Annotated in this window: 24 protein-coding genes and 6 pseudogenes; 12 read left to right on the plus strand and 18 right to left on the minus strand. The window is 41.8% G+C overall.

Annotated elements, in window-relative coordinates:
* Nucleotides 1–30: 30 nt before the first annotated feature.
* From KSMBR1_RS19315 to KSMBR1_RS22165, 6 genes are all read right to left on the minus strand, one after another.
* Nucleotides 31–1,167, minus strand: a complete 1,137-nt coding sequence (locus KSMBR1_RS19315) for an ABC transporter permease (RefSeq protein ID WP_099327134.1) — start codon at nucleotides 1,165–1,167, stop codon at nucleotides 31–33.
* 96 nt (nucleotides 1,168–1,263) lie between these two features.
* Nucleotides 1,264–2,268, minus strand: a complete 1,005-nt coding sequence (locus tag KSMBR1_RS19320) for an ABC transporter ATP-binding protein (protein WP_230405667.1) — start codon at nucleotides 2,266–2,268, stop codon at nucleotides 1,264–1,266.
* Entirely contained in the window at nucleotides 2,261–3,190 is a 930-nt protein-coding gene (locus KSMBR1_RS19325) for an ABC transporter ATP-binding protein (protein WP_099326761.1), read from the minus strand. Before KSMBR1_RS19325 ends, KSMBR1_RS19320 begins: the two co-directional genes overlap by 8 nt.
* A gap of 5 nt (nucleotides 3,191–3,195) precedes the next feature.
* Entirely contained in the window at nucleotides 3,196–4,194 is a 999-nt protein-coding gene (locus tag KSMBR1_RS19330) for an HlyD family secretion protein (protein ID WP_099326762.1), read from the minus strand.
* A 552-nt stretch (nucleotides 4,195–4,746) separates the two neighbouring features.
* The gene (locus tag KSMBR1_RS19340; RefSeq protein WP_099326764.1) at nucleotides 4,747–4,980 is read right to left on the minus strand and encodes a DUF2281 domain-containing protein; all 234 of its coding nucleotides are present in this window, start codon (nucleotides 4,978–4,980) and stop codon (nucleotides 4,747–4,749) included.
* A gap of 468 nt (nucleotides 4,981–5,448) precedes the next feature.
* On the minus strand, nucleotides 5,449–5,571 hold the full coding sequence (locus KSMBR1_RS22165; RefSeq protein ID WP_197705266.1) for a type II toxin-antitoxin system HicA family toxin: 123 nt from the start codon (nucleotides 5,569–5,571) through the stop codon (nucleotides 5,449–5,451).
* Between the two features lie 338 nt (nucleotides 5,572–5,909).
* Here KSMBR1_RS22165 and KSMBR1_RS19350 point away from each other — a divergent pair, with 338 nt between their 5' ends.
* The 7 genes and pseudogenes from KSMBR1_RS19350 (at nucleotide 5,910) to KSMBR1_RS19385 (ending at nucleotide 12,473) form a co-directional block, all read left to right on the plus strand.
* Nucleotides 5,910–7,679, plus strand: a complete 1,770-nt coding sequence (locus tag KSMBR1_RS19350; protein ID WP_099326695.1) for a transposase — start codon at nucleotides 5,910–5,912, stop codon at nucleotides 7,677–7,679.
* A 75-nt stretch (nucleotides 7,680–7,754) separates the two neighbouring features.
* Nucleotides 7,755–8,360 (plus strand): ISAs1 family transposase, encoded by a 606-nt coding sequence (locus KSMBR1_RS19355; protein ID WP_261341072.1) that lies wholly within the window; start codon nucleotides 7,755–7,757, stop codon nucleotides 8,358–8,360.
* Between the two features lie 149 nt (nucleotides 8,361–8,509).
* Nucleotides 8,510–8,782: a transposase gene (locus KSMBR1_RS23770; RefSeq protein ID WP_420886574.1), complete on the plus strand. Its 273-nt coding sequence runs from the start codon at nucleotides 8,510–8,512 to the stop codon at nucleotides 8,780–8,782.
* A 253-nt stretch (nucleotides 8,783–9,035) separates the two neighbouring features.
* Nucleotides 9,036–9,536: a COG3415 family protein gene (locus KSMBR1_RS19365; RefSeq protein WP_099325925.1), complete on the plus strand. Its 501-nt coding sequence runs from the start codon at nucleotides 9,036–9,038 to the stop codon at nucleotides 9,534–9,536.
* Between the two features lie 17 nt (nucleotides 9,537–9,553).
* Nucleotides 9,554–10,363: a putative transposase gene (locus KSMBR1_RS19370; RefSeq protein WP_099326767.1), complete on the plus strand. Its 810-nt coding sequence runs from the start codon at nucleotides 9,554–9,556 to the stop codon at nucleotides 10,361–10,363.
* 249 nt (nucleotides 10,364–10,612) lie between these two features.
* A pseudogene (locus KSMBR1_RS19380) lies at nucleotides 10,613–11,266 on the plus strand (IS66-like element ISCku5 family transposase); the annotation flags it as partial.
* 103 nt (nucleotides 11,267–11,369) lie between these two features.
* Entirely contained in the window at nucleotides 11,370–12,473 is a 1,104-nt protein-coding gene (locus KSMBR1_RS19385; protein WP_099323638.1) for an IS4-like element ISCku3 family transposase, read from the plus strand.
* Nucleotides 12,474–12,699: 226 nt separating this feature from the next.
* On the opposite strand, the gene KSMBR1_RS23775 is transcribed toward KSMBR1_RS19385, so the two are convergent.
* The 6 genes from KSMBR1_RS23775 to KSMBR1_RS21350 all read right to left on the minus strand — a co-directional run bounded on the left by KSMBR1_RS23775 (nucleotide 12,700) and on the right by KSMBR1_RS21350 (nucleotide 15,679).
* Nucleotides 12,700–13,002 carry a CHC2 zinc finger domain-containing protein gene (locus tag KSMBR1_RS23775; protein WP_099323524.1) on the minus strand — a complete coding sequence of 101 codons (303 nt, stop codon included), beginning with the start codon at nucleotides 13,000–13,002 and terminating at the stop codon, nucleotides 12,700–12,702.
* 11 nt (nucleotides 13,003–13,013) lie between these two features.
* Nucleotides 13,014–13,805, minus strand: coding sequence for an ExeA family protein (locus tag KSMBR1_RS19395; protein WP_099323525.1), 792 nt, complete (start codon nucleotides 13,803–13,805; stop codon nucleotides 13,014–13,016).
* Between the two features lie 2 nt (nucleotides 13,806–13,807).
* On the minus strand, nucleotides 13,808–14,392 hold the full coding sequence (locus tag KSMBR1_RS19400) for a Mu transposase C-terminal domain-containing protein (protein ID WP_099323532.1): 585 nt from the start codon (nucleotides 14,390–14,392) through the stop codon (nucleotides 13,808–13,810).
* A gap of 165 nt (nucleotides 14,393–14,557) precedes the next feature.
* Nucleotides 14,558–14,863 (minus strand): DDE-type integrase/transposase/recombinase, encoded by a 306-nt coding sequence (locus tag KSMBR1_RS19405; protein WP_230408017.1) that lies wholly within the window; start codon nucleotides 14,861–14,863, stop codon nucleotides 14,558–14,560.
* A gap of 52 nt (nucleotides 14,864–14,915) precedes the next feature.
* On the minus strand, nucleotides 14,916–15,368 hold the full coding sequence (locus KSMBR1_RS23780; protein WP_164994994.1) for a helix-turn-helix domain-containing protein: 453 nt from the start codon (nucleotides 15,366–15,368) through the stop codon (nucleotides 14,916–14,918).
* A gap of 38 nt (nucleotides 15,369–15,406) precedes the next feature.
* The gene (locus KSMBR1_RS21350) at nucleotides 15,407–15,679 is read right to left on the minus strand and encodes a hypothetical protein (protein ID WP_131493604.1); all 273 of its coding nucleotides are present in this window, start codon (nucleotides 15,677–15,679) and stop codon (nucleotides 15,407–15,409) included.
* A gap of 105 nt (nucleotides 15,680–15,784) precedes the next feature.
* On the opposite strand from KSMBR1_RS21350, the gene KSMBR1_RS19420 reads away from it, so the two are divergent.
* From KSMBR1_RS19420 to KSMBR1_RS23785, 3 genes and pseudogenes are all read left to right on the plus strand, one after another.
* A complete protein-coding gene (locus tag KSMBR1_RS19420; protein ID WP_099323529.1) occupies nucleotides 15,785–16,195 on the plus strand; it encodes a hypothetical protein in 411 nt (136 codons plus the stop codon).
* A gap of 258 nt (nucleotides 16,196–16,453) precedes the next feature.
* Nucleotides 16,454–17,224, plus strand: a pseudogene (gene tnpC, locus KSMBR1_RS19425) (IS66 family transposase); the annotation flags it as partial.
* 43 nt (nucleotides 17,225–17,267) lie between these two features.
* Nucleotides 17,268–17,378 (plus strand): annotated as a pseudogene (locus tag KSMBR1_RS23785) (putative transposase); the annotation flags it as partial.
* Nucleotides 17,379–17,382: 4 nt separating this feature from the next.
* Here the strand turns inward: KSMBR1_RS23785 and KSMBR1_RS19435 are convergent.
* The 4 genes and pseudogenes from KSMBR1_RS19435 to KSMBR1_RS19450 all read right to left on the minus strand — a co-directional run.
* Nucleotides 17,383–19,347, minus strand: a pseudogene (locus KSMBR1_RS19435) (IS1634 family transposase).
* Nucleotides 19,348–19,646: 299 nt separating this feature from the next.
* Nucleotides 19,647–20,012 (minus strand): helix-turn-helix domain-containing protein, encoded by a 366-nt coding sequence (locus KSMBR1_RS19440; protein WP_099326770.1) that lies wholly within the window; start codon nucleotides 20,010–20,012, stop codon nucleotides 19,647–19,649.
* Nucleotides 20,013–20,423: 411 nt separating this feature from the next.
* Nucleotides 20,424–21,161: a SagB/ThcOx family dehydrogenase gene (locus KSMBR1_RS19445; RefSeq protein WP_099326771.1), complete on the minus strand. Its 738-nt coding sequence runs from the start codon at nucleotides 21,159–21,161 to the stop codon at nucleotides 20,424–20,426.
* Between the two features lie 529 nt (nucleotides 21,162–21,690).
* Nucleotides 21,691–22,413, minus strand: a pseudogene (locus KSMBR1_RS19450) (IS4-like element ISCku3 family transposase); the annotation flags it as partial.
* A 71-nt stretch (nucleotides 22,414–22,484) separates the two neighbouring features.
* On the opposite strand from KSMBR1_RS19450, the gene KSMBR1_RS19455 reads away from it, so the two are divergent.
* Nucleotides 22,485–23,522 carry an IS630 family transposase gene (locus KSMBR1_RS19455; protein WP_099324671.1) on the plus strand — a complete coding sequence of 346 codons (1,038 nt, stop codon included), beginning with the start codon at nucleotides 22,485–22,487 and terminating at the stop codon, nucleotides 23,520–23,522.
* 4 nt (nucleotides 23,523–23,526) lie between these two features.
* Here the strand turns inward: KSMBR1_RS19455 and KSMBR1_RS19460 are convergent.
* Nucleotides 23,527–23,922 (minus strand): annotated as a pseudogene (locus KSMBR1_RS19460) (IS4-like element ISCku3 family transposase); the annotation flags it as partial.
* Nucleotides 23,923–24,180: 258 nt separating this feature from the next.
* Here KSMBR1_RS19460 and amt point away from each other — a divergent pair.
* Complete coding sequence (gene amt, locus KSMBR1_RS19465; RefSeq protein WP_099326772.1) at nucleotides 24,181–26,220, plus strand: ammonium transporter; 2,040 nt, start codon at nucleotides 24,181–24,183, stop codon at nucleotides 26,218–26,220.
* Between the two features lie 346 nt (nucleotides 26,221–26,566).
* Here the strand turns inward: amt and KSMBR1_RS21355 are convergent, their stop codons facing one another.
* Nucleotides 26,567–26,767 (minus strand): hypothetical protein, encoded by a 201-nt coding sequence (locus KSMBR1_RS21355; RefSeq protein ID WP_157820741.1) that lies wholly within the window; start codon nucleotides 26,765–26,767, stop codon nucleotides 26,567–26,569.
* Nucleotides 26,768–26,808: the final 41 nt, after the last annotated feature.

Here is a 26,808-nt window from a genome sequence, read left to right on the forward strand (position 1 = left end):
TCCAGTTTCAAAAGACAAAAGAGTTACCTTTTATTCAAGTTTTTTGTTGAAACCAACATTGGCGAGGATGACCATTACGATACCAAACAATGTCAGCAAAACCGCCTCCAAGATTAAAACCTCCAGCCCTACTCCTTTGAGATAGATACCTTTAAGCAGCGTCACAAAATACGTTGCGGGAATGAAGTATGTCATTACCTGTATAGCTTGCGGCATATTGTCAATTGCGTACACAAAACCGGACAAAAGAAATGACGGAAGAAACGTTACTACCATGGCAAGCTGGCTGGCCAGAAGCTGTGTTCTTGCCAGAATGCTTATCACTATACCCAACGAAAGTGCACCGGTAAGGAATATGGCTGCCATAGCAAAGAGAAGTCCCGCACTGCCACGAAGTGGTACCTGAAACAAAAATTCTCCCATGAGAACTGCGATCAGAACATCAAACATTCCAATAGCGAAATAAGGAAATAGCTTACCGAATATGAGTTCGCTTCCACTGACAGGCGTTGATATAAGCTGCTCCATTGTTCCCCGCTCCCATTCACGTGCAACGGTCAGAGAGGTGAGAAGTGCTGCAATTACCATCATGATCACTGCGATAAGGCCAGGTACAATGGAGTTCTTTGATTCAAGGTCGGCATTAAACCATGCCCTGGGCCTAAGGTCCACAGGGTTGCTAATCCCGTGTGATCCTCCGATGCGCTCAATCTGTCTGATAACGAGGTCACTGGAATAGTTAAAGGCAACAGTATCAACATACCCAATTGTAATAGTCGCTGTGTTTGAGTCGCTTCCGTCCACTATTAGCTGTGTGGAAACCCTACGGCCCGAGTTGATTCTCCTATCGAAATCTGTAGGTATAATAAGAGCTGCGAATGCCTTACCTGAATCTATCGCCCTTTCGATATCACGGTAATTGCTTACCTGGGCTTTGAGCGAAAAGTAACGGGAACCGGTGAACCGGCTTATAAACTCCCTGCTCATCTCAGATTCGTTCTGGTCCCAAACAACTATCGGTACACTGTCAACATCAAGAGTAAGTGCATATCCGAAAAGCACTAACAAAATCATTGGAATAGCGATAGCCATCCCCAGACTTCGCGGATCGCGTATAATATGTAAAAACTCTTTACGGGAAATAGCCCAAAACCTGTTTAGCTTCATCATGTTCTTTTCCGTATTTACTAAACGTAATTTTACTCCTGCGACCACCTGCAAAACCGGCCAATAAAATAAAAATCCCCAGGCGTTTAATCCGGTTCAAACCCCATCTTTGATCCCTTTTTGATGCTCACGATCGTAAGCTTCTATGAGTGAAATAAACACGTCCTCCATGGACGGAACAACTTTCTCAATACCTGTCACTACATAATTTTGCCCGGCAAGCAGGTTACGAATTGATTTTTCTGCTGATGCCGCATTACCGGTTACAACATGAAGCCCGTTTCCGAACAGGGTCACTTCTTTTATATCTGGCAGTCCGCCAATTTGATCCATTGCATCCTGTGACCTGTCACATGCCACTTCCAGGATATCCTCTTTCATGAGTTCGGTCTTAAGATATTCCGGAGACCCTATGGCAATAAGTTTCCCCCTGTAGATCAGCCCTATCCTGTCGCAATATTCGGCTTCATCCATATAGTGAGTTGTCACGAATACCGTAACGCCACTACCTGATAGTTCATATATCAGGTCCCAGAACTGGCGGCGGCTTATCGGGTCTACTCCGGAGGTGGGTTCATCAAGAAAGATTATCGAAGGCTCGTGCAAGATAGCACAACCCAGTGCTAACCTCTGCTTCCAGCCTCCTGACAAGATAGCTGTTTGAGAATGGCGGTGATCCTTAAGCCCTGCCATATCAATAATCCATTCTTTTCTTCTTTTTTTCTTCTCTGCGGGTATACAATAGATTCCACTGTAGAAATCAATGTTTTCCTCTACGGTTAGGTCTTCATAGAGAGAAAACTTCTGACTCATATATCCGATGTGTTCTTTGATCTTTTCCGGTTCGGTACGTATGTCAAACCCTCCAACTGTACCGCTTCCTCCGGTCGGGGCAAGGATTCCACAGAGCATGCGTATCGTTGTAGACTTGCCTGCTCCGTTAGGTCCAAGGAATCCGAAAATCTCTCCTTTGAAAACCTCAAAACTAACGCTATCTACGGCCAGGAAATCACCGAAACGCCTCTCAAGACCCACTACAACTACAGCTTTTTTATCATCATTTTTATTGTCAATGGTGTTCATCTCCATTACTTTACTCATTTTGGCTGGCAAGGACGTAGACAAAGACATCCTCAAGTGATGGTTCAATGGTACGGATACCTGTGATTCTTACTCCGGCAGTGTTCAGTATTTTTTCTGTTTCCTTTGTGTCCGTATCAGGATTTTTTGTCACTATGTGTATTTTGTCTCCGAAAAGGCCGACTGAATCTACTTTTAATTTTTCACGCAACAGGAGACTGGCTTTCCTGGAATCAGAAGTGCGGATCTCAATTACGGACATGTGCATCAATTTTTTCACTTCTGCGGGGGTACCGATACTAAGCAGCTTTCCTTTGTGAATAAGTCCTATCCTTGTGCATCTTTCCGCCTCATCCAGGTAGGCCGTGGACACAAAGATGGTTACTTTTTTTCTCAAAAGCTGGTACAGAATTCTCCAGAAATCACGGCGTGACAACGGATCTACGCCATTTGTAGGTTCATCCAGAAAGAGAACTTTGGGTGTATGAATAAGTGCACAGGCAAGTCCAAGCTTTTGTTTCATGCCACCCGAAAGGTTACCGGCGAGTCGTTTCCTAAACGGCGTGAGATTGCTGAATTCCAGAAGTTCTTCAATTTTTTCCTTCCTTCCCTTTCGGGGAACACTGTAAATATCTGCATAGAAATTTATGTTTTCTATTACTGAGAGGTCGGGGTATAGACCAAACCTCTGACTCATATAACCAATCTCCTCTTTAATCAATTCGGCATCTTTTACTGTATGTTTCCCGGCAATCCATGCAGCGCCGGAAGTTGGTTCCATGATAGATGTGAGAAGTCGCATAACAGTGGTCTTTCCTGCACCATCAGGACCAACAAGACCAAATATTTCTCCTTCGGCAACTTTTAGTGTAAGATTGTCTACGGCTTTCAGATTATTAAACAATTTTGTTAAATTTTCAGTTCTTATGGTATCCGTAATCATATTTCTTATTCTGTTTTCAACAGTATTTTCCCATCCGCAGGCATGCCTGGCTTGAGTTCCATTTCCGGATTATAAACCACTATTTTAATGCGATAAACGAGTTTTACCCGTTCTTCTTTTGTTTGGACGTTCTTGGGAGTAAACTCAGCCTCTGAAGCTATGAAGGAAACATGGCCTTCATAAATCTTTTCAGGATATGTATCCGTTGTGATGTGTACTTTTTGACCAACTTTAATCCTTCCCAGATCCGTTTCGTTTATATATGCCCTAAGCCAGATATCATTCAGGTTGCCAATGATTACAACAGGTGTGCCGGGAGATACGTATTCACCCGGTTCTACGTTTTTGGACAGGACAATACCGGAAATCGATGATTTAATGGTTGTGTATCCCAGCCGTGTTTTCGCCAATCTCAGTGCCGCTCTAGTCCGCTGCAGATCTGCCCTTGCCTTATCAATTTTTTCCTTGCGAGGCCCTTTTTTAAAGAGTACGAGTCTTTTATTAACCTCACGATACCTTGCTTCTTCCGCATCATAATCCGCTTTTGCAGCATCAAATTCACTTGTAGAAATTATTTTTTCTGCATATAGCCTTTCCTGACGTTTATAATCAGCAGCAAGCCGGTCTAAATCAACCCTTGTTCTTCTGACTACCGCCTCCCACTCCTCGATTTCCTCAGTTCTGTAACCGGTTTCCAGCTCTTCAAAGACGGCCCTGGCAGCATTTACTTCTGCTCTGTAAAGTAAAACTTCCTGTGCTAATTCAGTACTCTCCAATCTGGCAATTATCTGACCAGCACTAACTGTTTCTCCCTCATCAACCAGTCGTTCTTCGACCCAGCCGGAGATTCTAAAACTCACAGCAACATCAGTAACCTCAATATTCCCTGACACGTCAATTTCGTCTTTAACCCTGCCCATCCAGCTCTCAGCATACAAATAAATTACAATCCCTATTACAATTGGTAACAGCATCAATAGCACTATTTTCTTTTTGACTTTCATTAAAACACTCAATTAAATAATTTTTTGGAATCGGATATATTCAATATGTTTATCACTACAGTGACATTTTATTCTTAAGTCCTGATTGTAAAATCCTGATTTCAAACTATGTCCCCCGCTGGCGGGGGTGCAGGGGGTGGACCGGATTTCTCCAGCAATTCAACTACCCCTTTATTATGAAAACAAATTTGCCCCTCTTTCCCACGCTCCGCAGACTGGGTCAAAAGGACAATTTTATCCTGTTTCGCAACATGCATTTCCACGCAGAGCGTAGGAATGAGAAGAAAAACTTATGGCTATTCATGTTATAAGCCTCCCAGATTCCCTACGCAGACAATTCCACCCCCTTAATCCCCCGCCAGCGGTGAACAGGCTTGTCACATCCCTTGCAGCTTTCATGCCCTTGTGGGGTTGTTCCGGGTACATTCCCGGTTTTTTGTGACTTCTGCCATGTTTTAATGAAACGTACAACAGTATTAACCCCTGGCAGTGTTGTTTTGCCCCAATCACATAAACGGTTACAAAAAATCGGGAATGCTCCTATCCTGATCGCTAAAGGGGAAAAGGGACAACGACAATATCCCCTTTATTATAGTTGTCATATATTGTATCCTCTTCGTTATCCCAAATTTTTTGAAATGCTGAAGCGGATAAATCCTGAGAAGCTTTTATAAGGATATTTTTTTCTCTTTTACTTTCTAAAAATTGGATAAAGTCAAAAACTTCTGAGAGAAGATTTTCCGGGAGTTTATCGATCTCCCTTTTTATCATTTCTTTTACCGTCATTTTTCGTCACATCCGCTTCAATAATATTGTTATTTTGCCAGACTCTATTTATTGGATAAATTTTATCACAGAATTGCTACAATTATACCTGATTTTGATAATTATAATAGACTTCACCAAGATACCACGCCTTTAACAACCTTAATTTCTTCTGCTAATCCATACAGCCTATACACAATTTCATCTATTAATTCATCCGTTGCTTTAATTCTGGTTTTTAACGGTTCGAGGATTGGCAGGCTTTCAGCAAATTGCCTTTCCAGCAGTTCCTGCTTCTTTCGGTCTGATGGGTTTATGGATACCTTGTTTTTGTTCTTCCTGAGGACTTCGAGGAGTTGATTGAAGTCGTGTTCGTGATATTCCTTTTCTATAACAACCTTTTAAATTCATAAACGGATAAATGTGCTTGTTTAATGATGTGAGACAGAGTAAACCTTTTGATAGGATTGTGCGTTGGGACTGTGAGTTTTAGTGTTCTTTCTGCCGTATGCTTTTTTGCAGACGTATATGACTGTCTTTTTGCCGGACAATTACCCATCCATCACGATGTAAAGCTTTAACACCGATTTTCACACACACATAAACCATCATAATACACCCCTTAAAGTCGTCTGTGTTTGAAGGCTGCAGAGCGATGAATTTATTTTGCCCTTACCTTGTAAACTTATATTACAAAATAGTCTATGCCTTGTATTTCATTACTTGCCTGTTAGTAGTAACAAATTACATTTTTAAATCAGGGCATTTTTGCATTATTCGGGAATTTCAGCAAATTTTGGGATTTTAGGGTGATAATATGATGAACAAAATGCTTGATTGATGATTATAAGTGTGCTACAATTCTGAATATTAACCAATTAGCAAGCGCAAATACCTCTCAAATAGAAGGTATTTGACGGTATTATCAGTATTCAGCAAGAATATTACAAATGCATAATCATCATAATAACACCCTAATACATGGCAAACTTAATCTAGTTTCATATTTCAATAATCCTGTTTCACAAAGACAAAAACAATATGAAGCAGTAAGGGCCATTGTAATTGACAAACAGGCAGTTGAGACTGTAGCAACAAAATTTGGTTACAAGCCAGGCACGGTTTATTCTTTAATGAGAGACGTTAATGCAGGGAAAATAGAACTTTTCCCTATCGTGCGAAAGGGCCCTAAAAAGAAAAGGACTACTTGTGATGTTCAGGATAAAATTATCAAATACAGGAAACAGGGACTATCGACAACCGACATCCATAGCCGCCTTGCGGAAGAGGAGATCAATATATCTGCAATCACAGTAGAACGTATTCTGAAAACCGCAGGGTTCGGCAAACTAAAACGCAGAACGAATAATGAACTTGGAAAAACTCTTAAAAACAAAATCATACCGGAACGTTCGGAACACCTGGATTTTGAGATACTCGAATATCTTAATGTGGATTGCCCCACGGCCGGGGTTTTCTTTTTTATCCCTTATATCATAGAATCCGGTATCCTTGATTTGTTGCAGGAATGTAAGTTGCCTGAATCAAGCGATATTGGATCGACGCAAGCCTGTCTTTCCATGTTACTGCTGAAATTAATAGGCGAGAGGAGGCTGACCCATATTTGTGCTTATGACCAGGAACCTGGCTTTGGAGTTTTTGCCGGATTAAACGTTCTTCCGAAGCCTACATACATGAACACCTATTCATGCCGTTGCTCTGAAACTCAGTTGATGAATTTGCAAAGCAAAGTTGTTTCGCTTTTCAGGAAAAAGTATCCGGACTTTTATAGTAGCGACTATATAAATCTTGATTTTCACTCGATCCCGCATTATGGGGATGAATCCGAAATGGAAAAGATCTGGTGTGGGTCTAAGGGTAAGACCATGAAAGGCGCTAATACCATCATTGCGTCTGATAGTAAAAGCAATGCAGTTTTATATACAAGAGCTGATATACTACGGCGCGAAGAGTCGCAAGAGGTTAAAAAGTTTGTAAGTTACTGGAAAAATATAAAAGGCAATGTTAGCGAAACACTTGTTTTTGATTGCAAGTTTACGGCTTACAATATCCTTGACGATCTTGAAAATGACAAGGTAAAGTTCATAACGCTTCGTAAACGTTATGCCGGCCTTGTGAAGGAAACATTGGTACTTCCAAAGGAGGTATGGAAAAAAGTTTATATTCCGGTTCCAAAGCGAAAGTATAAAAACGTCTCAGTTTATGAAAGCGAAGTCAGGCTTAAAGATTGTAAAAACATTTTCAGGCAAATAGTGGTGAAAGATCACGGACGGGAGAACCCTACATTTATTTTAACCAATAGCAAAGAGCTGTCCTTACAAAGGGTATTGGAAGTTTACGCTAAACGATGGCGGATAGAAAACAAAATAGCCGAACTGGTAATGTTTTTCAATCTGAACTCTCTGTCTTCACCTATTATGATCCGTATTCATTTTGACATTCTATGGACAATGATTGCTGATACCCTGTATCATCGATTCGCATGCGACCTGAGACGTTTTGAAAATAATCTTGCCCCTGCAATATTCAGGAAGTTTATTGATATGCCGGGGAGGGTCGTTTATGACGGTGGTAAGTTTTTTGTGAAAATAAGAAAAAGAGCACATACTCCGGTTTTGATGGAAGTAAAAAAATTACAAACTCCATTCGCTGTTCCATGGCTTGGAGGAAAATCTATTGAAATTGTCTGGACGGCATGATTAGGGTGTTTTTATGATGGTTTTCATGCCTGTGAAAATCGGTGTTTAAAAGATGCGGAATTTCTTGACGAATTATTGCAGCAAATCCCTGAACATCGCATGCCCAGAGGCGTTCGCCACAGGAAACGTTCTATCCTGGCAATTTCTATCTGTGCTATCATCTGCAATGCCTGGAGCTTTGCCGCCATTGCAGAGTGGGCAAAGCGTTGTCCGCAAAATATGCTAAAACGTCTCTCCTGCCGTTATAATACAAAAACGAAACGATACGAACCACCGAGTGAACCTACCATCAGGCGTTTCTTACAGCAGGTGGATGCAGAAGCAGTTGATAAAGTCCTCTCGCGTTGGTTTCAATCTGTAGGTGATAAAAGCCTGCCCATTGCGGTTGACGGGAAAACCCTTTGCGGTGCAAGACAGCCTGACGGCAAACAGGTACATTTGCTTGCCGCTTTTCTTCATAAACAGGGTATAGTTCTCGCACAAACTCAGGTAGACCGCAAAACAAACGAAATACCGATGGTTCCGGTATTGTTTGATGATTTAGACATAAAAGACCGTGTCGTTACTTTCGATGCCTTACATGCGCAAAAGGAAACCGCCCGTTATCTGGTAGAAGACAAAAAGGCAGAATATATATTCACGGTGAAAGATAATCAAAAAACCATAAAACAAGCCATCTAGGAACTGAATCTCAGTTCTTTTCCCCCCCTCAGCACGAAACAATTGAAAAAGGCCATGGCCGCATTGAAATCCGCAGGATTTGGACCAGCACCGAATTAAACGAATAACTTGATTTCCCCTACGTTAAGCAGGTATTTTGCATTCATAGAATATTTACAAAAGTCAAGACCGGCAAAAAGACCGAGGAAATTGTTTACGGTATTACCAGCCTGACACAACAAAAAGCAAGTCCCAAAACCATTCTTAAGTTTTCCCGCGGACACTGGTCAATAGAAAATGGACTTCATTATGTGCGTGATACCTCCTTCCGTGAAGACCATTCTCAAATACGCACACAAAATGCCCCAAGGGCAATGGCTTCTTTGAAGAACCTTGTGGTTGGGCTGTTTCATTTTCTCAATGTACCAAATATTACCGAGTAGAAAACAGGCGCATTGCTAAACGTTTGAAACCTCTTTCATACTGAAGCGGAGGTATTTACTCAATCTCTTTTTAGTATGTTTCCTGTTCCCTCTCTAAAATTCCTTACGGTCAGAACCCAGGAAGTGCCTTTTTGGTCAAAAAGCATGTAAGCTATTGAATTGTGTAGAGATAGGTGTATATAGAGAGAAGGCATTGCCATACGTGGGTGGAAAATGATATGATCCCTTTTTTTCGGAGAAAGGGCGGGTACTCATGCCACAGTTAGTATTACCCCTATTTTCCCCTGACTGCAAACTGATAAATAATCAGGTAGGTTTTGAGAAAATAGGTAGCAAGATATATTATTTTCACGGAAGACTTCCTGTGTTTAGTCATGAGGAAGACGACCTGGAATCATTTCGGTTCATCACCAGTCAATTAGTAGTCGGCGGTAATGTCAAGCAACAACAAATAGTGAAGGCCTTCGGTGTTTCGGCAATAAGTGTTAAGCGTAGTGTAAAGCGGCTAAGAGAACATGGGCCTAAGGGATTTTTCCGTCAGTCAGCGCGAACAAGGTCAGCCCATGTGCTTACGCCAGAGGTAAAAGCGAAGGTGCAAAAGTGCCTGGAAAGAGGGCAGAGTGTTTCAGAAACAGGTAAGAAGTTCAATATCAAATCAAGTACGATTCACAAGGCAATCCAAAGCGGTCAGTTAGAGAAAAAAAAACGGCAGAAAGCGCTCCGGAGCAAAGAAACAAAAGTGAGCGTGCCGTAACCGATAGTCGTGCTGGTATGGGTCTTGGATGTACACGGGAACAAGAACGTGTAGAAGCCGCATTAGGTGGGCTTAATGAGGCAGTTCCGGCATTTGTTCCCGATCAGGACGTCAAATCGGCAGGGGTATTGTTTGCACTGCCGGCATTATTATTAAATGGTTTGCTAAAGTATGCAAACAACTATCTCTCATTTCCCAAAGGGTACTATGGATTACAATCGTTTCTGCTGCTACTGTCGTTTGCAGCCCTCTTAAGGATCAAATCACTGGAGGCAATTCGCTATTGTGAAGCTGGGGAATTGGGCAAGGCAATCGGGTTAGACCGTATACCTGAAATACGAACACTGCGCAAAAAAGTGAAATATATAACAAACCATGGCGAACCTGAGCAGTGGAGCAAAGAGTTATCAAAATACTGGATGGAAGAGGATCCGGAATTGGCCTGGATCCTTTACGTGGACGGCCATGTACGGGTATATAGCGGAAGCAAGACACCGTTACCGAAGCGGTATGTATCGAGGCAAAAGCTATGTTTAAGGGGTTTAACCGACTATTGGGTAAATGATGCAGTAGGTAAGCCATTTTTCGTGGTAAGCAAAGCGGTAAATCCCGGCTTGCTTTCGGTAATGAGAGAACAGATCATACCCCGGTTGCTCCGAGACATACCAAAGCAGCCTACCGGGGAAGAATTAAAAGCCAATCGTCATCTCTATCGCTTTGGTGTAGTATTTGACCGTGAGGGTTACAGTCCTGAGTTTTTCAAAGAAATGTGGGAGAAACGCATAGCGTGTTATACCTACAAAAAGGTAACTATTCAGCGAAAATAATTTAGAATTTACTTGACAGCAGAAATGTTACAAACAAGCAATTTACCTGGTAGTGTATGTATATGTTTGTAAATGCGTTAAAAACAGGCAGCAAGATGCCGTGCATAGAGACGTGTGTGGGGTCTGTTCAGTTATAGAATTTCGAGCCCTTGTGGTGTGTTATAGAGCGAAAGAAAAGGGTGAAAAAACCTGCAGTATAATAGATGCAGTAGATAATTTCAGGCTAATTATATATACAGGTATCATCCATTGACGATAGAGAATATAGACGTAGACGCAACACTCCAAAAAGTAGAGAAGCTGCTTTCAGAAGAGAAAGGGCTGTCACCGGCGGTGAGGTCAATGATAGAGTTGTTGGTATTATTGATAACACTGCTGGTAGGACGTCTGAACCGGAACAGCCGCAACAGCAGCAAGCCTCCCTCAAGCGATCCGAATCGCAAGAAAGAAAGCAAGGCGAAGGGTGAAAGGAAGGCAGGCGGGCAAAAGGGCCGTGATGGAGTAACGCTCAAAAAGGTAGACAATCCTGATGAGGTGGAAGTAATAAAAGTAGACCGGAGGAAGTATCCGCGCAGCAAATACAAGGTGGTAGGTTACGAAGCACGCCAGGTGTTTGATATAAAGATTTCGCGTGTAGTGACGGAGTATCGTGCAGAGGTAGTAGAGGATGCGAAAGGGAATCGGATTGTAGCGTCATTTCCGGAAGGGGTAACAAAGGCGGTGCAGTATGGTCCGGATTTGAAAGCACATGCAGTCTATATGTCGCAGTATCAATTGATACCCTACAAGAGGATACAGGAGTATTTTGAAGGGCAGATTGGGATACCGCTGAGTGAAGGTTCTATTTACAACTTTAACAGGGAAGCCTACGAGTCATTGGAACCCTTCGATGTGAGAGCCAGGTGCTAAGCCCCATAAGCGCTAACTTGTTTTATTGACAAATTTTATTCATCATGGTATTTTTATGTTAATTATCCCGCTAATCACTCTATAGGAGGATAAAGCCATGATGAGAGAAGATTGGGATCTTCTAAGAACTTTCTTCCCAAACGATTGGAAAAGTTTAGCCGTTGATACAAATGCTTTAAAAGGCTTGCGCAAGGATAAATCTGAAGAAAAGCTTCTTCGAACATTATTAATTCATTTAGGATGTGGCTATTCATTGCGTGAAACAGTAGTTCGAGCCAAGCGTGCTAACTTAGCAGATTTATCCGATGTTGCCTTATTAAAGCGATTAAAAAAGAGCAAAGAATGGCTATATAAATTATGTTTATCTTTATTCCGTGAGCGTGGCCTCCAAATTAATAAACGGAATAATTTTCATCTTCGCTTATTTGATGCAACAACAGTAAAGGAACCTGGGAAAACAGGAAGTCTTTGGCGCATTCATTATAGTATTGAGGTTCCTTCATTATCTTGCGATTTCTTTAAACTTACGGGAACTGAAGGAGAAGGCACAGGAGAATCTTTTCGGCAGTTTCCGATGAAAAAAGATGATTATATTATAGCTGACAGAGGTTACTGTACTGGCCAAGGAATTCATCATGCAACAAGGAAAGGCGCTTATCTTAGCGTTAGAGTTAATTCGCAATCTCTACGGATATTCGGCGAAGAAAAGAAACCCTTTCCTTTATTGAAAGAAATCCAATATTTAAAAAGACCCCTTGCTATAAAATCATGGAACGTTTTTATTCCAAACGTTGATAATACTGAATATGTCAAAGGTCGTCTTTGTATAATACACAAAACAGAAGAAGCCATTAAAATAGCTCATAAAAAACTTAAAAGACATGCAAGCAAAAAGGGCATTGAACTAAAACCGGAGACCCTTATTTATGCCAAGTACGTAATAGTATTCACAACGTTTCCTGAAAATCAATTTACCGCTTTTGATATCTTAGAATGGTATCGAGTTCGATGGCAAATTGAACTGGTCTTTAAAAGATTTAAACAAATAGCACAATTTGGACACTTACCTAAATACGATGATGATAGCTCAAAAGCTTGGCTTTATGGCAAACTATTCGTTGCTCTTTTGACAGAAAAACTAATAGATTTTGCTACGTCTTTTTCCCCCTGGGGATACTTCATTGTCAAGCAAGAAGACTAAAAGCAAATGGCGTGAATTTGCTTTTATGCTTAATCAAGTAAAACGGGCTATAGAACCAGCGTTATCATTACAGGAAGTTCTTAAGTGCTGGAATGACATTGCTTGTTCTTTAGCAGAAAATACAAGAATCCGAAAAACACAGATATCAAAATACTTCGAGCATACCTAAAACAAGTTAGCGCTTATGGTGCTAAGCCCCACAATAAATGAACCTGGAATTCTCAGATTAAGTGGAATTAATATATTGAGGTAAAACGGATTTTAGCAGATAGACAGCATCTGGGAAAGAGGAGTTGGAATCTACCATGACGATGTCGATGGTATTAAAGTTTTTTTTACAACGGAAACACCTGGCGAGGTTCGTATTTGGGTTGGTGGCGGAATTAAATTCAGAACAGAGAGGGCAGAGGAAGCGGAAATAGCCTTCGGAGTATTTATGAGGTATGGAGAGGACATCAGCGATGAGTCGATCGATGGGGATATCGTTTCGTAATGAGCGCAAGAGTTGAGGGGAAAAGAGACGGGCCATGGTAGACCTCCTTAAAAAGATTGAATTTCAGCAAGAGCCTGATGGAAGATATCCTGGGTAATTTTCTGTGATTGTCTGATGGAAGCGTTAATCAGGCAGGCGGTGGAAATGGCGTTGATTTGCCTTGGGATGCCGGCGGAGAACTCATGGATCAGGTCTTTGACGTCTGAGTCAAAGATTTTATCGGATGCGCCGGAAGATTTCAGATGGAAGTCTATGTATGCAGCGGTTTGAGTTTTAGTAAGGGGATGAATGTGGTAATGTACCGAGATGCGTTGTGCGAAGTCGGCATGGATGTCTCTTTTGAGGATATATTTGAGGTGTTCCTGTCCCGAGAGGATGATTTTGAGATGAGTGGAAGAATCAAGCGGAGAGCTGACAAGGAGTCTGAGGTCTGTGATGGCGTCGGTTTTCAGGAGATGAGCCTCGTCGATAACGATAATGGGAGTGAGATTTGAGCGCAAGGATTTATCCATAATTTGGAGGAAGAGCCGGTCTTTGGTGTGTTTTGGTATTTCACCGAGCTGGGAGACGATTAAGGAGAGAAGGCTGGATGATTTTAGGTGGGTAAAATGGAGGTAGATGGGGAGAAACAGGTTTTGGGGGATTTGTGAGAGGAAGAGTTTGAGGAGTGTGGATTTTCCGACTCCCGTCTGTCCGTAGAGGACGGCGATAGAGCCTGAGTGTAAGAGGTATTGGAGTCGTGCAAGCCCCTGGGTAAAGCGTTCGTCTTTCATGATAAGGCTGGTGTTGATTCTTTCAGAGAACGGCTGAGTAGTCATGGAAAAATGAGAAGTAAACATGGTTAAGAGACCTCCTTTTTCGAGTAAGCGATTTGTAATTCACGAATGATATAGGGTAAGGTTTTCACGGAGGCATTTTGGAATGCCTCCGTGAGCAATGATTCGTTGAGAGCGGGGATACGGTTGTAGCATTTTTTAAGCGATTCGAGTTCATGAGAGCTGAAGGCGGAGAGAGAGCCTTTGTGTCCCATGAGGAGTGCGAGTTTCTGGACGAATGCCATGAATGGCCAGGGTCGTTCGGAGATGATTTGGTGGTAATCAATGCCTTTGGCCTGAGCCTGGAGAATGGATTTGTGTTTCTGAGTGATAAGGTCGAGGTAATTATGTTTTGGTTTTGAAGGTGAGGCGGCTGGAGTTTCAGCGCCCTGGTCGCGCAGGTAGAGATTTCCCGAGCCGAGGTATTCACCGTTTGCGGAATAGATCAAGACCTTTTTGAGATCGCCGTATGGGTCGTAACGGACTTCTACTTTATCGCCTCTGAGTTTGGGGTCAACACGGTAAAAGCGGTTATCAATGCGGACATCGGCAAAGGTTCTGTCAACGGTTCTGGGGATGCGTTTCATGAAGAAGGCAAGAGCGGCGTCCATATCGACGTGTCGGATGACGGTAAGCCCCTCGTCGTAGCGTTGTTTTGGAGATTGATTGGTTTCGGAGTGGATTCTTGCGTGATAGACAACGGCAAGGTAAGCGGAGAAGGCCTGGTTAATGGCATCAAGGGTGATAATGTCGCCGGAGCGGACTTCCGACTCGAACTATGTCTGGCTGGTGCCGAAGAAACGTTCGACCAGTCCGCCGGGAGCAGGGTCGCGTGGTGGTCTGTGGATGAGTTTAATGCCGAGGTTGTAACAGGCAGAGCGCAGGGCGTCAGAGTGGTAGACCTTGGCATTGTCGAGGTAGAGTTCTTTGGGCGAGCCGTGGATAGTCCAGGCCCTGATGAGAGAATCGATAAGGATATCGAGGGTTTGTTTGAGATAATACCGTCCTTCGACCACATAACGGCTGTAGCAGTCGATAAAGAGACAGAGGTTTGTGGGAAGCGCCTCGCCGTCAACGAGCACGAAAGGGCCTTCCTGGAAGTCGCCAATCCAGAGGTCGTGGGTATGCTCACGGCTAAGAGCGTATACGCACCTTTTGCTGTGAGACGCCGAGTTTGAGCCGGGTCGCCCCTGCGAGTCTGAGATGGCGGTAGAGGGTGGATTTGGGGATCGTTTTCCCATAGTATTTCTCAAGAAAGCGGTTGAGGCAATCGTCGCTGCGGCGTGGTTGTTCTTTTTTGAGTTCAACGGCTTTGTCGATAATTTCAGGAGAAAACCTTCTGGATGCGCCACGGTCGCTCCTCGCCTTTCTTGCAAGAGATTGAAATCCATCTTTGCGGTAGCGGTTGAGTTTTCTCCTGAGGGTAGAGATAGTGGGTCTTTTCCGCTTTCCGTTGGGGAATACGACCTCCTGAAGGCAGAGTTTTTTCAGAAAAAGGTTGGTCTGCTCCTTCTCAATCTCACCGAAGATGACAGGATGCAGAAGATTGCACCAGAATAAAGCCCATTTTTCGTCTTTCGATTTCATAATTCACCTCCTTTTTTAAGTGTGGAGGTGATTGTAACTCAAGACCAGCCGCTTTTTGTTGCCAGTTCGGGGAAAAATGAATGCCCAAAAATTCGGTGATATTCCGGCTCGGCGCTGAACAATTGAATCGATTGATCGAGGGAGGTTTTTCGTTGTTTGCTTTTATACTTTCCGTGGTAAATGGGAAACATTTGGCGAAAAACCGGAGAGTTGGGGTCGGCCTGCCTGATGAGGTCAAAGGCGTTGCGGAGTGTGTATTTCAGTGAGCCAAAGAAACGCAGCCACCTCCAAACGGTTGACCAGGCAAGCATGCGGTTGTCTATTTCCTGTGTTCGGGTAGTATATCCGATGGCAGAGGAGACACTCCGGTAGGTTTCTGTATCATCTTTGACATAAGCCTGACTGAAGGAGAGACAGTGATCCTTTACGTACCGCTTGTAAGGGAGCGCATACTCAGGATAGGAAGTAAACGTCTTCTTGCACAAGGAACATTTCCAACGTCCCAGGAAAGATTCTATCGTATGAACAAGGGAGTCGATAATAACGTGAAACAACCGATATCTGCATTCATGAAGGGTGAAATTGACATGGGTACTCTTGCACTTTGGACAAAAGCATGGCTTCTGTTTTGTCGCAATAAGCTTTTCATGCTTGTGGATTTTTTCTATAATATTCACGCACTGCCTCCTTTGTATAGGGGGGAAATGGGCAGGAGGATGAAGTTTCCCAACGTTCGGTCCTCCTGCCCTGAGTTTTTTATGTTCCGGAAAAATCTTACAAAACTTGTCCTCGTGAAAACGGGGAACTGGGAAGTAAACCGCCGTTAGGAAGTTTGGAAGTGGTTTTAACCCCTTCCAAACTATTTAATGAGGCTTTACTCCGCCTTACGGACGTAACTTCTTTCTAACGGGGTAAACGATGTATTTTTCTTAACGTGAACAAAAAATCAAGTGAAATACTTACGCAGGATAAAAAAAAGGCGGGGTAGCTGGGTAAGATTTTTCAAATCATTTGCTGGGTATTAGACTCAAATATTCTGAGACTAATTGGGCATTTTTGGAGCATTTATTCTAAGACGTAGCACCAGGGAAGAACTTGCAAAATCAGAGGTGATGCATGTGGATGAAACTAGTATCAACAAGAATGGAGACAGGTATTGGTTGCACAGTGCATCCAATAGTTTGTGGACGTACTTTTTCCCGCATGAAAGACGTGGAACAGAAGCGATAAATAGTATCGGGATATTACCTGAATTTAAGGGGATTCTTTGCCACGACCATTTGAAGTCGTATTACACCTATAGCAACTGTACGCATGCGTTGTGTAATGCACACCACTTGAGGGAATTGGATGGTGTGTGGGAAGATGATAATAAGCAGGAGTGGGCGAAAGAGATGAAAGCATTACTTAAAGAGATAAACCGTGCGACGAGTGATGCCGGGGGAATGCTGGGAACTGATGAGTCAGAAAAATACCGGCAAAGGTATAGGAAGATACCCCAAAACGCAGAAGCCGAAAGCCCTCCTCCTGATGAAACGAACCGTAAGGGAAAAAGGGGGAGGGTAAAAAGGACAAAGGCACGGAATCTTCTGGAACGATTGAGGACGTATGAGGGTGATGTGCTGAGGTTTATGGACAATAAAAATGTCCCCTTTACGAACAATTTAGCAGAAAACGATATCAGGATGACGAAGGTTCAGCAGAAGATATCTGGTTGTTTTCGTTCTTTGGAGGGAGCGAAAATTTTCTGCCGCATCCGGAGTTATCTCTCGACCTGTCGAAAGCAAGGGGTAAATTTGAGTCGGGCATTACAGATGCTATTCCGTGGCGAATTGCCTGATTTTGCTAGCTCGTAGCGACAGTGGGTGAAAATACGCTGAATAGTTACACAAAAAGTATGTAAATGATGTTTGGCCGGAATCAGAATTTATAGAGAAAGAGGTGGTTCTTAACCCAACTTCGACAAGCAGAAATCGTATCTCTTTTATTGCCAATGTGATACGACTTTAGTCCTTCATTTTTCGGCACTACATCTTTGAGTTTTCATGGGTGATTTTATATTTTTTCTGCCTAATGGTGTATGTTTAATTTGTAGTTTATTGTAAATCGTGTGCTGCTTTTCCGTGGGCGCTGTGCAGGTTCTGACGGCAATAACGCAGCCGTCCTTTGTGTTCATGGTCGTTGTTACCCTTATATGGGTGGCAAGGATATTACGAATCGTATTCCAATTATAATGAACCCCTGCGGTTCTTAGCTTTTTTAATATCCCGGCAAGTATGTGATAGGCCAATACAGTGACATGCACGTGGGCAATGGTTGGGGTATCTGTGTGGTGAAAGTTTGGCCGTAAACCAAGGTTGCCTTTCATTGTTTTAAAACTTTCCTCAACAGTACTCAACGACCTATGGAGCTTTGATATCTCTTCCCCGCTAAGATCAAGTCGGTTTGTCCGTAATATAGTCAAACAAGTCAGGTTTTTGAAACTTAAACCGGCAAATGCAGGCGATTCGCACTACATTTTTAGAAAATCAGAAGCTTTTGGCTATACATACGTGCCTATGGCTTCTTCCTTTGCTTGCGCCTGAGCATTTTTCTTAAATTTGATATCGGTCGCTTTGCCATCCGTCTGTTCCACTTTGATCGTATATAAATTGCCCACCTTGTAGCGTTCTTTTAACCGGCCTATCCTCTCTATGATCGTATCATATTTTTTCTGTCTTTTTGGCTTCTCTAATCCTTCTTTTATTGCCGAGAGCGCCTCTTCAAACCTTTGTTCTTTCAGGGAAAGGATGGACTTCTCTTTTGCCTCTTTTGCCTCTTTTGCCTCGCTGTGGCATAAAAGGAATGCCTCTTCTTCAGTACGGACTAATTTCATGCCCAACGTTGTTTTCCCGTCTGATAACATAATCTTCTCTTCGTCCGTTTCAGGCCAAAAAGTATCTTCAAAAGATTTCTTGCGCGAGACGACCACATATTTATAGCCACTCTTCCTGATAAGCGCAATGTTCTCTTCCGTTGCTATCCCCGCGTCCATAACAATCGTTCTATCATTTGAAAACATACCGTCTTCTTTTTTTAATCCATCCAAAATATCTTTTAGGGTACCAGGCTCCGACACATTGCCCTCAAAAACCTTGCTCTGCTTGGGAAATCCCTCTTCATCAACGGTAAGGGATAGCGTAATTAACGGACAATCATTACGGCTCTCTTTTGATTTGTAGCGCCGGGCCACCTTACTCCCTCTTTTGCTACCCTCAAAATAGGTATTTGTTAAATCATATAAAATCACCGTCTCTTTAAGGGAAAATATCTCTCGCGCCCGCTTTGACAACTCTTGCTCTATGGCGGCATGATTCTCCCAAAGCAAGACTGCCGCGCGATGCAGCGCTTTATCATACAGTTTAACCCCGGAGTCCAACAGCTCTCCCGCCCCGCTTGTTTCAGAAAGCCATCGCACGGTATCACGCTCGCTGCCGGGATGAACCATTCTCCCCACAATGAGCATCTTGGAATAGGCAATCTGGTCATCTGTAAAATCAAGCCCTTGCAATATCTTATCAAACCCGTATTCATTCATTTGGCTTATGGCCACGTGTTCGGCGCCTACGGTCTTTGCATCATTTGTTATCAGGGAATTAATATTCACGTGCTCGTATTGAGCAGGTTCTTCCCCTGCTGATTCACCGCCGGTAATACGTTCTTGCGCCCTGTCCAACCGCTCCTGTCTTATCTGGCTGGCATAATGCCTTGCTTTCGCCTCTATTTCAGGATCTTGAGTAAACAATGTTTTTTGATTTGCTAAAAATCCTTCAATGCAATTGGCAAGGGTCTTCCACTTCTCCTCGGGCAGACTAAGCTGCCCAAGGTTTAAGACTATTTGCTGTCTTGGCCCTGAAGGGGTGCGAATGGATTCGATGAGTTGGTGTTGTATGTAGCTCTTCCCGCCATTCACTTTTTTGATCTTTTCACGGATAAACACACCGGTATTTTACCATGTAAGCAATGGCGCCGCAAGCATAAACAATAATATTCAGGCACTACATTAAACGCCGAAAGCAACATTCAACCATACCAATAGGTTACGACTATTACATGCTCAATTTCTTGCCTTTTTCAGGATAAATTTGTCGAAGTTGGGTTAAGGCAGCATGTGGAAATACAGTCTCTATTTTCTTTAAAAAGCAGGGGCGAAGCATTTGTCCGGTTAGGTATGAACGCATTTATGACAATTTTTAGCAAATGCTTCGCCCCTACAATATGCGTGGCAAATTATTGTTTTTATCTCGGCTTTTTATTCTTTTTGAAAAGGTCCAATATTTTTCCAGTGTTTGAGGATTTTTTTATGAGTGAAGTTATTGCCGCCCCCCATGGGTTCGTTATGACAAACCCTGCGATTACTGCCGTGGCAATAACGCCGCCTATGCCCATCAATCCCAGCATCTTCCTGAGTTTTTTCTGATCTACGTCTTTATTATCAACCAATTGCTTCAGCGCAATGAGCTGTTCTTCCTGTGTATAATCAGGCTGTGAAATGCCGCTTTCCCACCTGCTCACTGTTGAAAAGCTGATTCCCAATGCCTTTGCAAACTCGGACTGGGTTGCTCCCAGTTTTTCACGAAGTTCCTTAATTTCTTTTGCACCCATTATGCCACCTCTCTTTCACTAAATTTAAAAGGTATTCATAGTGAATACCTGTGGAAGTATATCACGAATTAACTATTATGTAAGGCAAATAATTTGCATATGCAAACTATTTGCGGCTGATTTAACGTTTCTTCTTCTTGTTCCTACGCTCCTGCGTGGGCATGCGTGGAAAAGGAACAAACCCACCCTTACCCCTCCCAAGAGGGGAATTTGATGTAGAGACGCACGGCCGTGCATCTCTATGTGGGAGATTGAGGTGTGGATTAAAATGAATGCCATGGTTTTATTCTTTTTTCCATGTGAAGCCGGGGCTTCTCAAACAATTGCGTTTCCAAGCCGGAGCTTGGGAACGAGTGTATAAATGTTTTATCTCGTGCTTGTTTTGTTCCGGCTATGAAGGGATGGCTGGTGTTATTTTTTACCTGCTGCTGCCAAATATATTACAAATTCCTCATCGCCATCGAGAGAGAGTAAATCGTTTATATTATCATCAGAAAACGCCGCAATTGCGCATACCCCGCAATCAATGGATTCTGCGCTTAAATACAAATTCTGGCAGACGTGTCCTGCATCCAGATGCATATACCTGTATCCGCGTTCTCCATATCGCCATTTCATACGGTAAGCTACCGCAGACCAAATGAAAACAACATCGCATAGTTTTATTATATTCTGCCCCAAACACGCTTCTGTAATTTTATCAGCAATATCCGGTTGTAAATTTACTTCCATCAGCTTATGTTTAGATGCAAGAAATCTGTATGCGCCTGGCAACAAGCCCGTTATGTTATTTACCAATAAATATGTTTCCAAAGAATGCCGTGCCCCCGCTGACGGCACGTTTCGATACGTTGCAGTCCCGGGTATCACTTCTTTTACCCCCTGAGTACACCACAGCAGGTAAGATAATTCTTCAAGGGTTAATGGTTTTTTAGAATAATTACGTATACTCGTTCTTGATTCTATCACTCTTCGCACATCAGCATTTTTTACAACAATATCCTCCGGTTTCGGTAAATCAATAATCGGTTTTGACCGGTCATAAGGAAGCTCCAAAGGTGGCTGCTGTATCCCTTTCATCTGATCCGATGCCGCTAAATATTGATATTTCGTCATGTGCATAAACTCTTTTCCAATTCCGTTTGACATAATCACACTCCTTTTTTGGCAACAATTTATTTTTTTAGAAAAAGCATGGGGCGAAGCATTTGCCTGCGTACAGTATACTCGTTCAGTGGAACGGTGCCGGCGCATATACAGACAACGTTTTACGTCTTTGTTCCCTGTGCAGGCAAATGCTTCGCCCCTACAATCTATCATTTTGTGAATAAAAAGCTATAGCTTTATGCAGTGAAAAACATGTACAATTTGCTTCCACTGTATTTGATGTATAGGAATTTCAATATTTTTAGTTAAGCAATGCATAAACCCACCCCCTGCCCCTCCCAGGAGGGGAATTTGATAAGTCCCCTCCTGGGAGGGGATTGAGGGCATAAGCGCTAACTTGTTTTAGGTATGCTCGAAGTATTTTGATATCTGTGTTTTTCGGATTCTTGTATTTTCTGCTAAAGAACAAGCAATGTCATTCCAGCACTTAAGAACTTCCTGTAATGATAACGCTGGTTCTATAGCCCGTTTTACTTGATTAAGCATAAAAGCAAATTCACGCCATTTGCTTTTAGTCTTCTTGCTTGACAATGAAGTATCCCCAGGGGGAAAAAGACGTAGCAAAATCTATTAGTTTTTCTGTCAAAAGAGCAACGAATAGTTTGCCATAAAGCCAAGCTTTTGAGCTATCATCATCGTATTTAGGTAAGTGTCCAAATTGTGCTATTTGTTTAAATCTTTTAAAGACCAGTTCAATTTGCCATCGAACTCGATACCATTCTAAGATATCAAAAGCGGTAAATTGATTTTCAGGAAACGTTGTGAATACTATTACGTACTTGGCATAAATAAGGGTCTCCGGTTTTAGTTCAATGCCCTTTTTGCTTGCATGTCTTTTAAGTTTTTTATGAGCTATTTTAATGGCTTCTTCTGTTTTGCGTATTATACAAAGACGACCTTTGACATATTCAGTATTATCAACGTTTGGAATAAAAACGTTCCATGATTTTATAGCAAGGGGTCTTTTTAAATATTGGATTTCTTTCAATAAAGGAAAGGGTTTCTTTTCTTCGCCGAATATCCGTAGAGATTGCGAATTAACTCTAACGCTAAGATAAGCGCCTTTCCTTGTTGCATGATGAATTCCTTGGCCAGTACAGTAACCTCTGTCAGCTATAATATAATCATCTTTTTTCATCGGAAACTGCCGAAAAGATTCTCCTGTGCCTTCTCCTTCAGTTCCCGTAAGTTTAAAGAAATCGCAAGATAATGAAGGAACCTCAATACTATAGTAAAAAGCATTTATTTTTATAAAAATCTGTTTTTTTCTTGCATTTGAATTGTTTCTAGAGTATTAAATTCTGCATGAATCCATTTCTCAGTGAAAAAACCCGAATAGAATTTAAAAAAGCACATAAGAAAGAGCCTCATAGACGTCATGCCGACCGAATCAAAGCTATACTTCTTCTTGATTCAGGATGGAGTTATGAAAAAGTAGCAGAGGCGCTCTTGTTAGACGATCAAACAATCAGGAATTACGAAAAACTATACAAAGATAAAGGTTTTGACGGGCTTTTATCTGACAATTATATTGGCTGTGTGCCAAAACTCACCTGCGAACAAGAAGAACAATTAAAAGATCATATCAGGAAAAACAACTATAGTGCGGCAAAAGAAATTGTTGAATATGTAAAACAGACATTCAATAAAATCTATACACCCGAAGGAATGGTACATACCCTCGATAGATTAGGCTTTACTTACAAGAAAACTACAATAGTTCCAGGCAAAGCAAACCCTGAAAAACAAAAAGAATTTATCGAAAACTACAAACAACTCAAAGAAGAGAAAGCCCCTGGAGATAAGATACTTTTTATGGATGGAGTTCATCCACAGCACAATTCTACGTCTGCATATTGCTGGATAGAGAAAGGCAAAAAGAAGGAAATACCCTCTAATACCGGCAGGAAAAGAATAAATTTAAACGGGGCTATTGACATAGAAACCTTTGAAGTAACAATCCGGGAAGATGAAAGCATCAATGCTCAATCAACAATAAAGCTTTTCCATGAAATAGAGTCAAGGTATGCTCAAGCCGGTACTATTTACATAATCTCTGATAATGCTAAATATTACAGGTCTAAGTTGGTCAAAGAATACCTTGCAAATTCGAGAATAAAGATCAAATTTCTCCCTTCCTATTCGCCCAATTTAAATCTCATTGAAAGATTATGGAAATTCTTTCGCAAAAAAATATTGTATAACAAGTATTATGATACTTATGAGAAGTTTAAAAACAAATGTTTAAGTTTTTTCAAAAATATTAACGAGTATACAGATGAATTGTCTACTCTTTTAACTGAAAATTTTCAAATTATTGGCGAGCAAATTTCGAAAATCTGATTTGTTTGACTATATAATGAATGCGCCAAAGACTTCCTGTTTTCCCAGGTTCCTTTACTGTTGTTGCATCAAATAAGCGAAGATGAAAATTATTCCGTTTATTAATTTGGAGGCCACGCTCACGGAATAAAGATAAACATAATTTATATAGCCATTCTTTGCTCTTTTTTAATCGCTTTAATAAGGCAACATCGGATAAATCTGCTAAGTTAGCACGCTTGGCTCGAACTACTGTTTCACGCAATGAATAGCCACATCCTAAATGAATTAATAATGTTCGAAGAAGCTTTTCTTCAGATTTATCCTTGCGCAAGCCTTTTAAAGCATTTGTATCAACGGCTAAACTTTTCCAATCGTTTGGGAAGAAAGTTCTTAGAAGATCCCAATCTTCTCTCATCATGGCTTTATCCTCCTATAGAGTGATTAGCGGGATAATTAATATAAAAATACCATGATGAATAAAATTTGTCAATAAAACAAGTTAGCGCTTATGGGGCACCGCCCCCGCAGCTCCTTATGAAGCAAATTATGTAATCGATCATTTTCTGAAAATTCTATGCTTTACCATCGTGCGTATCACCAATGAATTGCTGCCTTTCATCGGTGTTCAGGCAATTTGCAATGGTAATGAAAAGAATACACCGAAGTAAAATAATTTATGGAAAACATACAAATAAATATTAACCATTTGTGGGTGATTATGGCGGCCTGCATGGTATTCCTGATGCAGTTGGGTTTTACCTCTTACGAAACCGGATTTTCCCAGTCCAAAAATGCCATCAGTATTGCATTGAGAAATCTCGTAGATACCCTTATCTCATCACTCGTTTTTTTCAGTGTGGGCTTTGGGTTCATGTTTGGCAAAAGCTACATGGGATTGATCGGAATAGATCTTTTCTTCGCAAATGATTTGGCATTGCATCCCAATACGTTATCGTATTCATTCTTTTTTTTCCAAATGGTCTTTGCATCCACAGCCGCCACAATATTAACAGGCGCCATAGCAGAACGCTCCGGTTTTATTCCCAATATAGCAGGTACCGCATTTATTGTTGCCATTATCTATCCAATCTTCGGGCACTGGGCATGGGGCAATCTCTTTTCCCCCGATCAAACCGGCTGGTTAAAAGAATTGGGTTTTATTGATTTTGCAGGTGCAACGGTAGTACATTCCATCGGCGGCTGGTTTGCCATGGCGGCGGCTATAATGGTAGGGCCAAGAATAGACAAATACAATCCTGACGGATCTTCTAACCGGATTGGGTTACATAATGTACCACTAGCCACATTAGGCACTTTTTTTCTGTGGTTTGGTTGGTTTGGTTTTAACGGCGGAAGTCTTTTGAGAGTGAGCGCAAATATCGGATTGGTAATCCTGAATACGAACATGGCCGCCGCCTCTGCCGGGGTTTCCGCCCTCATATTTATTTATGCAACAAGAAAAAGGATCGAAGCAGGAAGTCTCTTCACTGCGATACTTGCCGGATTAGTTGCCATAACGGCAAGTTCAAATATGGTTACCCCAGTCAGCGCAGTAGCTATCGGCCTCATTACCGGCATACTGGCAATCATTGCAGAAGGTTTTATTGAAAAGACTTTGAAAATCGACGACCCCGTAAGCGCCATTGCCGTGCACGGAGTCGGCGGGGTAATAGGTACGCTCTGCGTCGCAATATTTGCGCAAAAATCGTATCTTCTTGCGGAAAACGGAAGCAGAATGCATCAGTTAGGCATACAGGCGTTAGGCGTTATCGTCGCCTTTTCGTGGTCATTCGGGCTGGGCATGCTTTTCTTCTTATGCCTAAAGAAAGTAAAGAGATTACGGGTAACCCCTGAAGAAGAAAAGAGAGGACTGAATGTCGCCGAATATGAAGACGTTGCGTCGTGGCTTGATTTTATAAGAATAACACGGCTGCAGGATATAAATACAATACTTGAAAAAAGGGTGCAGGAAAAGACAGCAGACCTTCAAATGGCAAATGTTGCTTTAGAAAAGGCAAACAGGCTGAAATCTGAATTCCTGACAACAATGTCACATGAGCTGCGCACTCCTTTAAACGCAATCATTGGATTCGCAGAAGTCTTACGTGACGAAATCGCCGGTTCTCTCAGCAAAGACCAAAAAGAATACGTAACCGATATTCACAGCAGCGGCCATCATCTGCTTGATATGATTAACAACATATTGGACCTTTCAAAAATTGAAACGGGGAAAATGCATCTTCAATACGAGGAATTTTGCATTGAAGATGCAATTAATGACACACTGACAATTATAAACGCATCCGCCAACAATAAAGGAATTTCCGTTCATACAAATATACAGGATAACACGCCACTGCTATCCGCTGACAAAACAAAATTCAGGCAGATTCTTTATAATTTGCTATCAAATGCAGTGAAATTTACCCCTGAAAATGGCAAAATTACTATAAACGTTTTCCAAAAAGACAACTCTCTGCAATTTGAAATAGTTGATACCGGCATTGGTATAAAGCCTGAAGACAAAGAGAAATTATTCGAAGCATTTCACCAGGCAGATGCATCGCTTACAAGAGAATATGAGGGTACAGGGCTTGGATTGCATCTGACAAAACGTCTTGTAGAATTACATGGTGGCAAGATATGGGCAGAAAGTACCTTTGGAAAAGGAAGCACCTTCTTTTTTATCTTGCCCATAAATCCAGTGAACAAGTAAGATATGCGACGCACTACGTTAAAGTTTAAATTCCTTCCCGTATCTTGCGGAGAAAGAAACCGGAAGGAGGCATTATTTCATAACCACCCCTTAATCCCTTCCTTGCATAGGAGAGGAAAGCTCTCTCTGTTCGTACCTTTGACAAAATGATTTGAAATGCTAAGCAAATGCATCTTTTGTATCTCGCATTTCGTGCTTCATAATTGTTGTATGTTTTGGATTTGTTTTGAATTTTATGCTTTGTTATTCGGATTTGTTTCGTATTTCGTACCTCGAGTTTCGTATTTTTTATTTCGTGCTTGTTTGGTTCTGGCTATGCCAGCTTAGGTATGACCAATAAATTTAACTATATACTCCTCTTAAGTGTTTTAATTATCACCCCGTTATTCTTTTTGCCATTTACTCCGGAAGACCCTTTTCTGCTTCCCAAAAGAGCAGTTTCTACCTTACTTTCATGCGGTGTAATTATTTTTGTTTTCTTCCCTGCGAACAAATTATTAACGACTTTATCATCTTCACTCTTTTCAGCAACGTTGCTATTACTCACCTGTTTTGCCGTAACTATTCCATACAGTACAAATTATCATG

The organism is Candidatus Kuenenia stuttgartiensis (genome assembly GCF_900232105.1).
GTDB lineage: Bacteria > Planctomycetota > Brocadiia > Brocadiales > Brocadiaceae > Kuenenia > Kuenenia stuttgartiensis_A.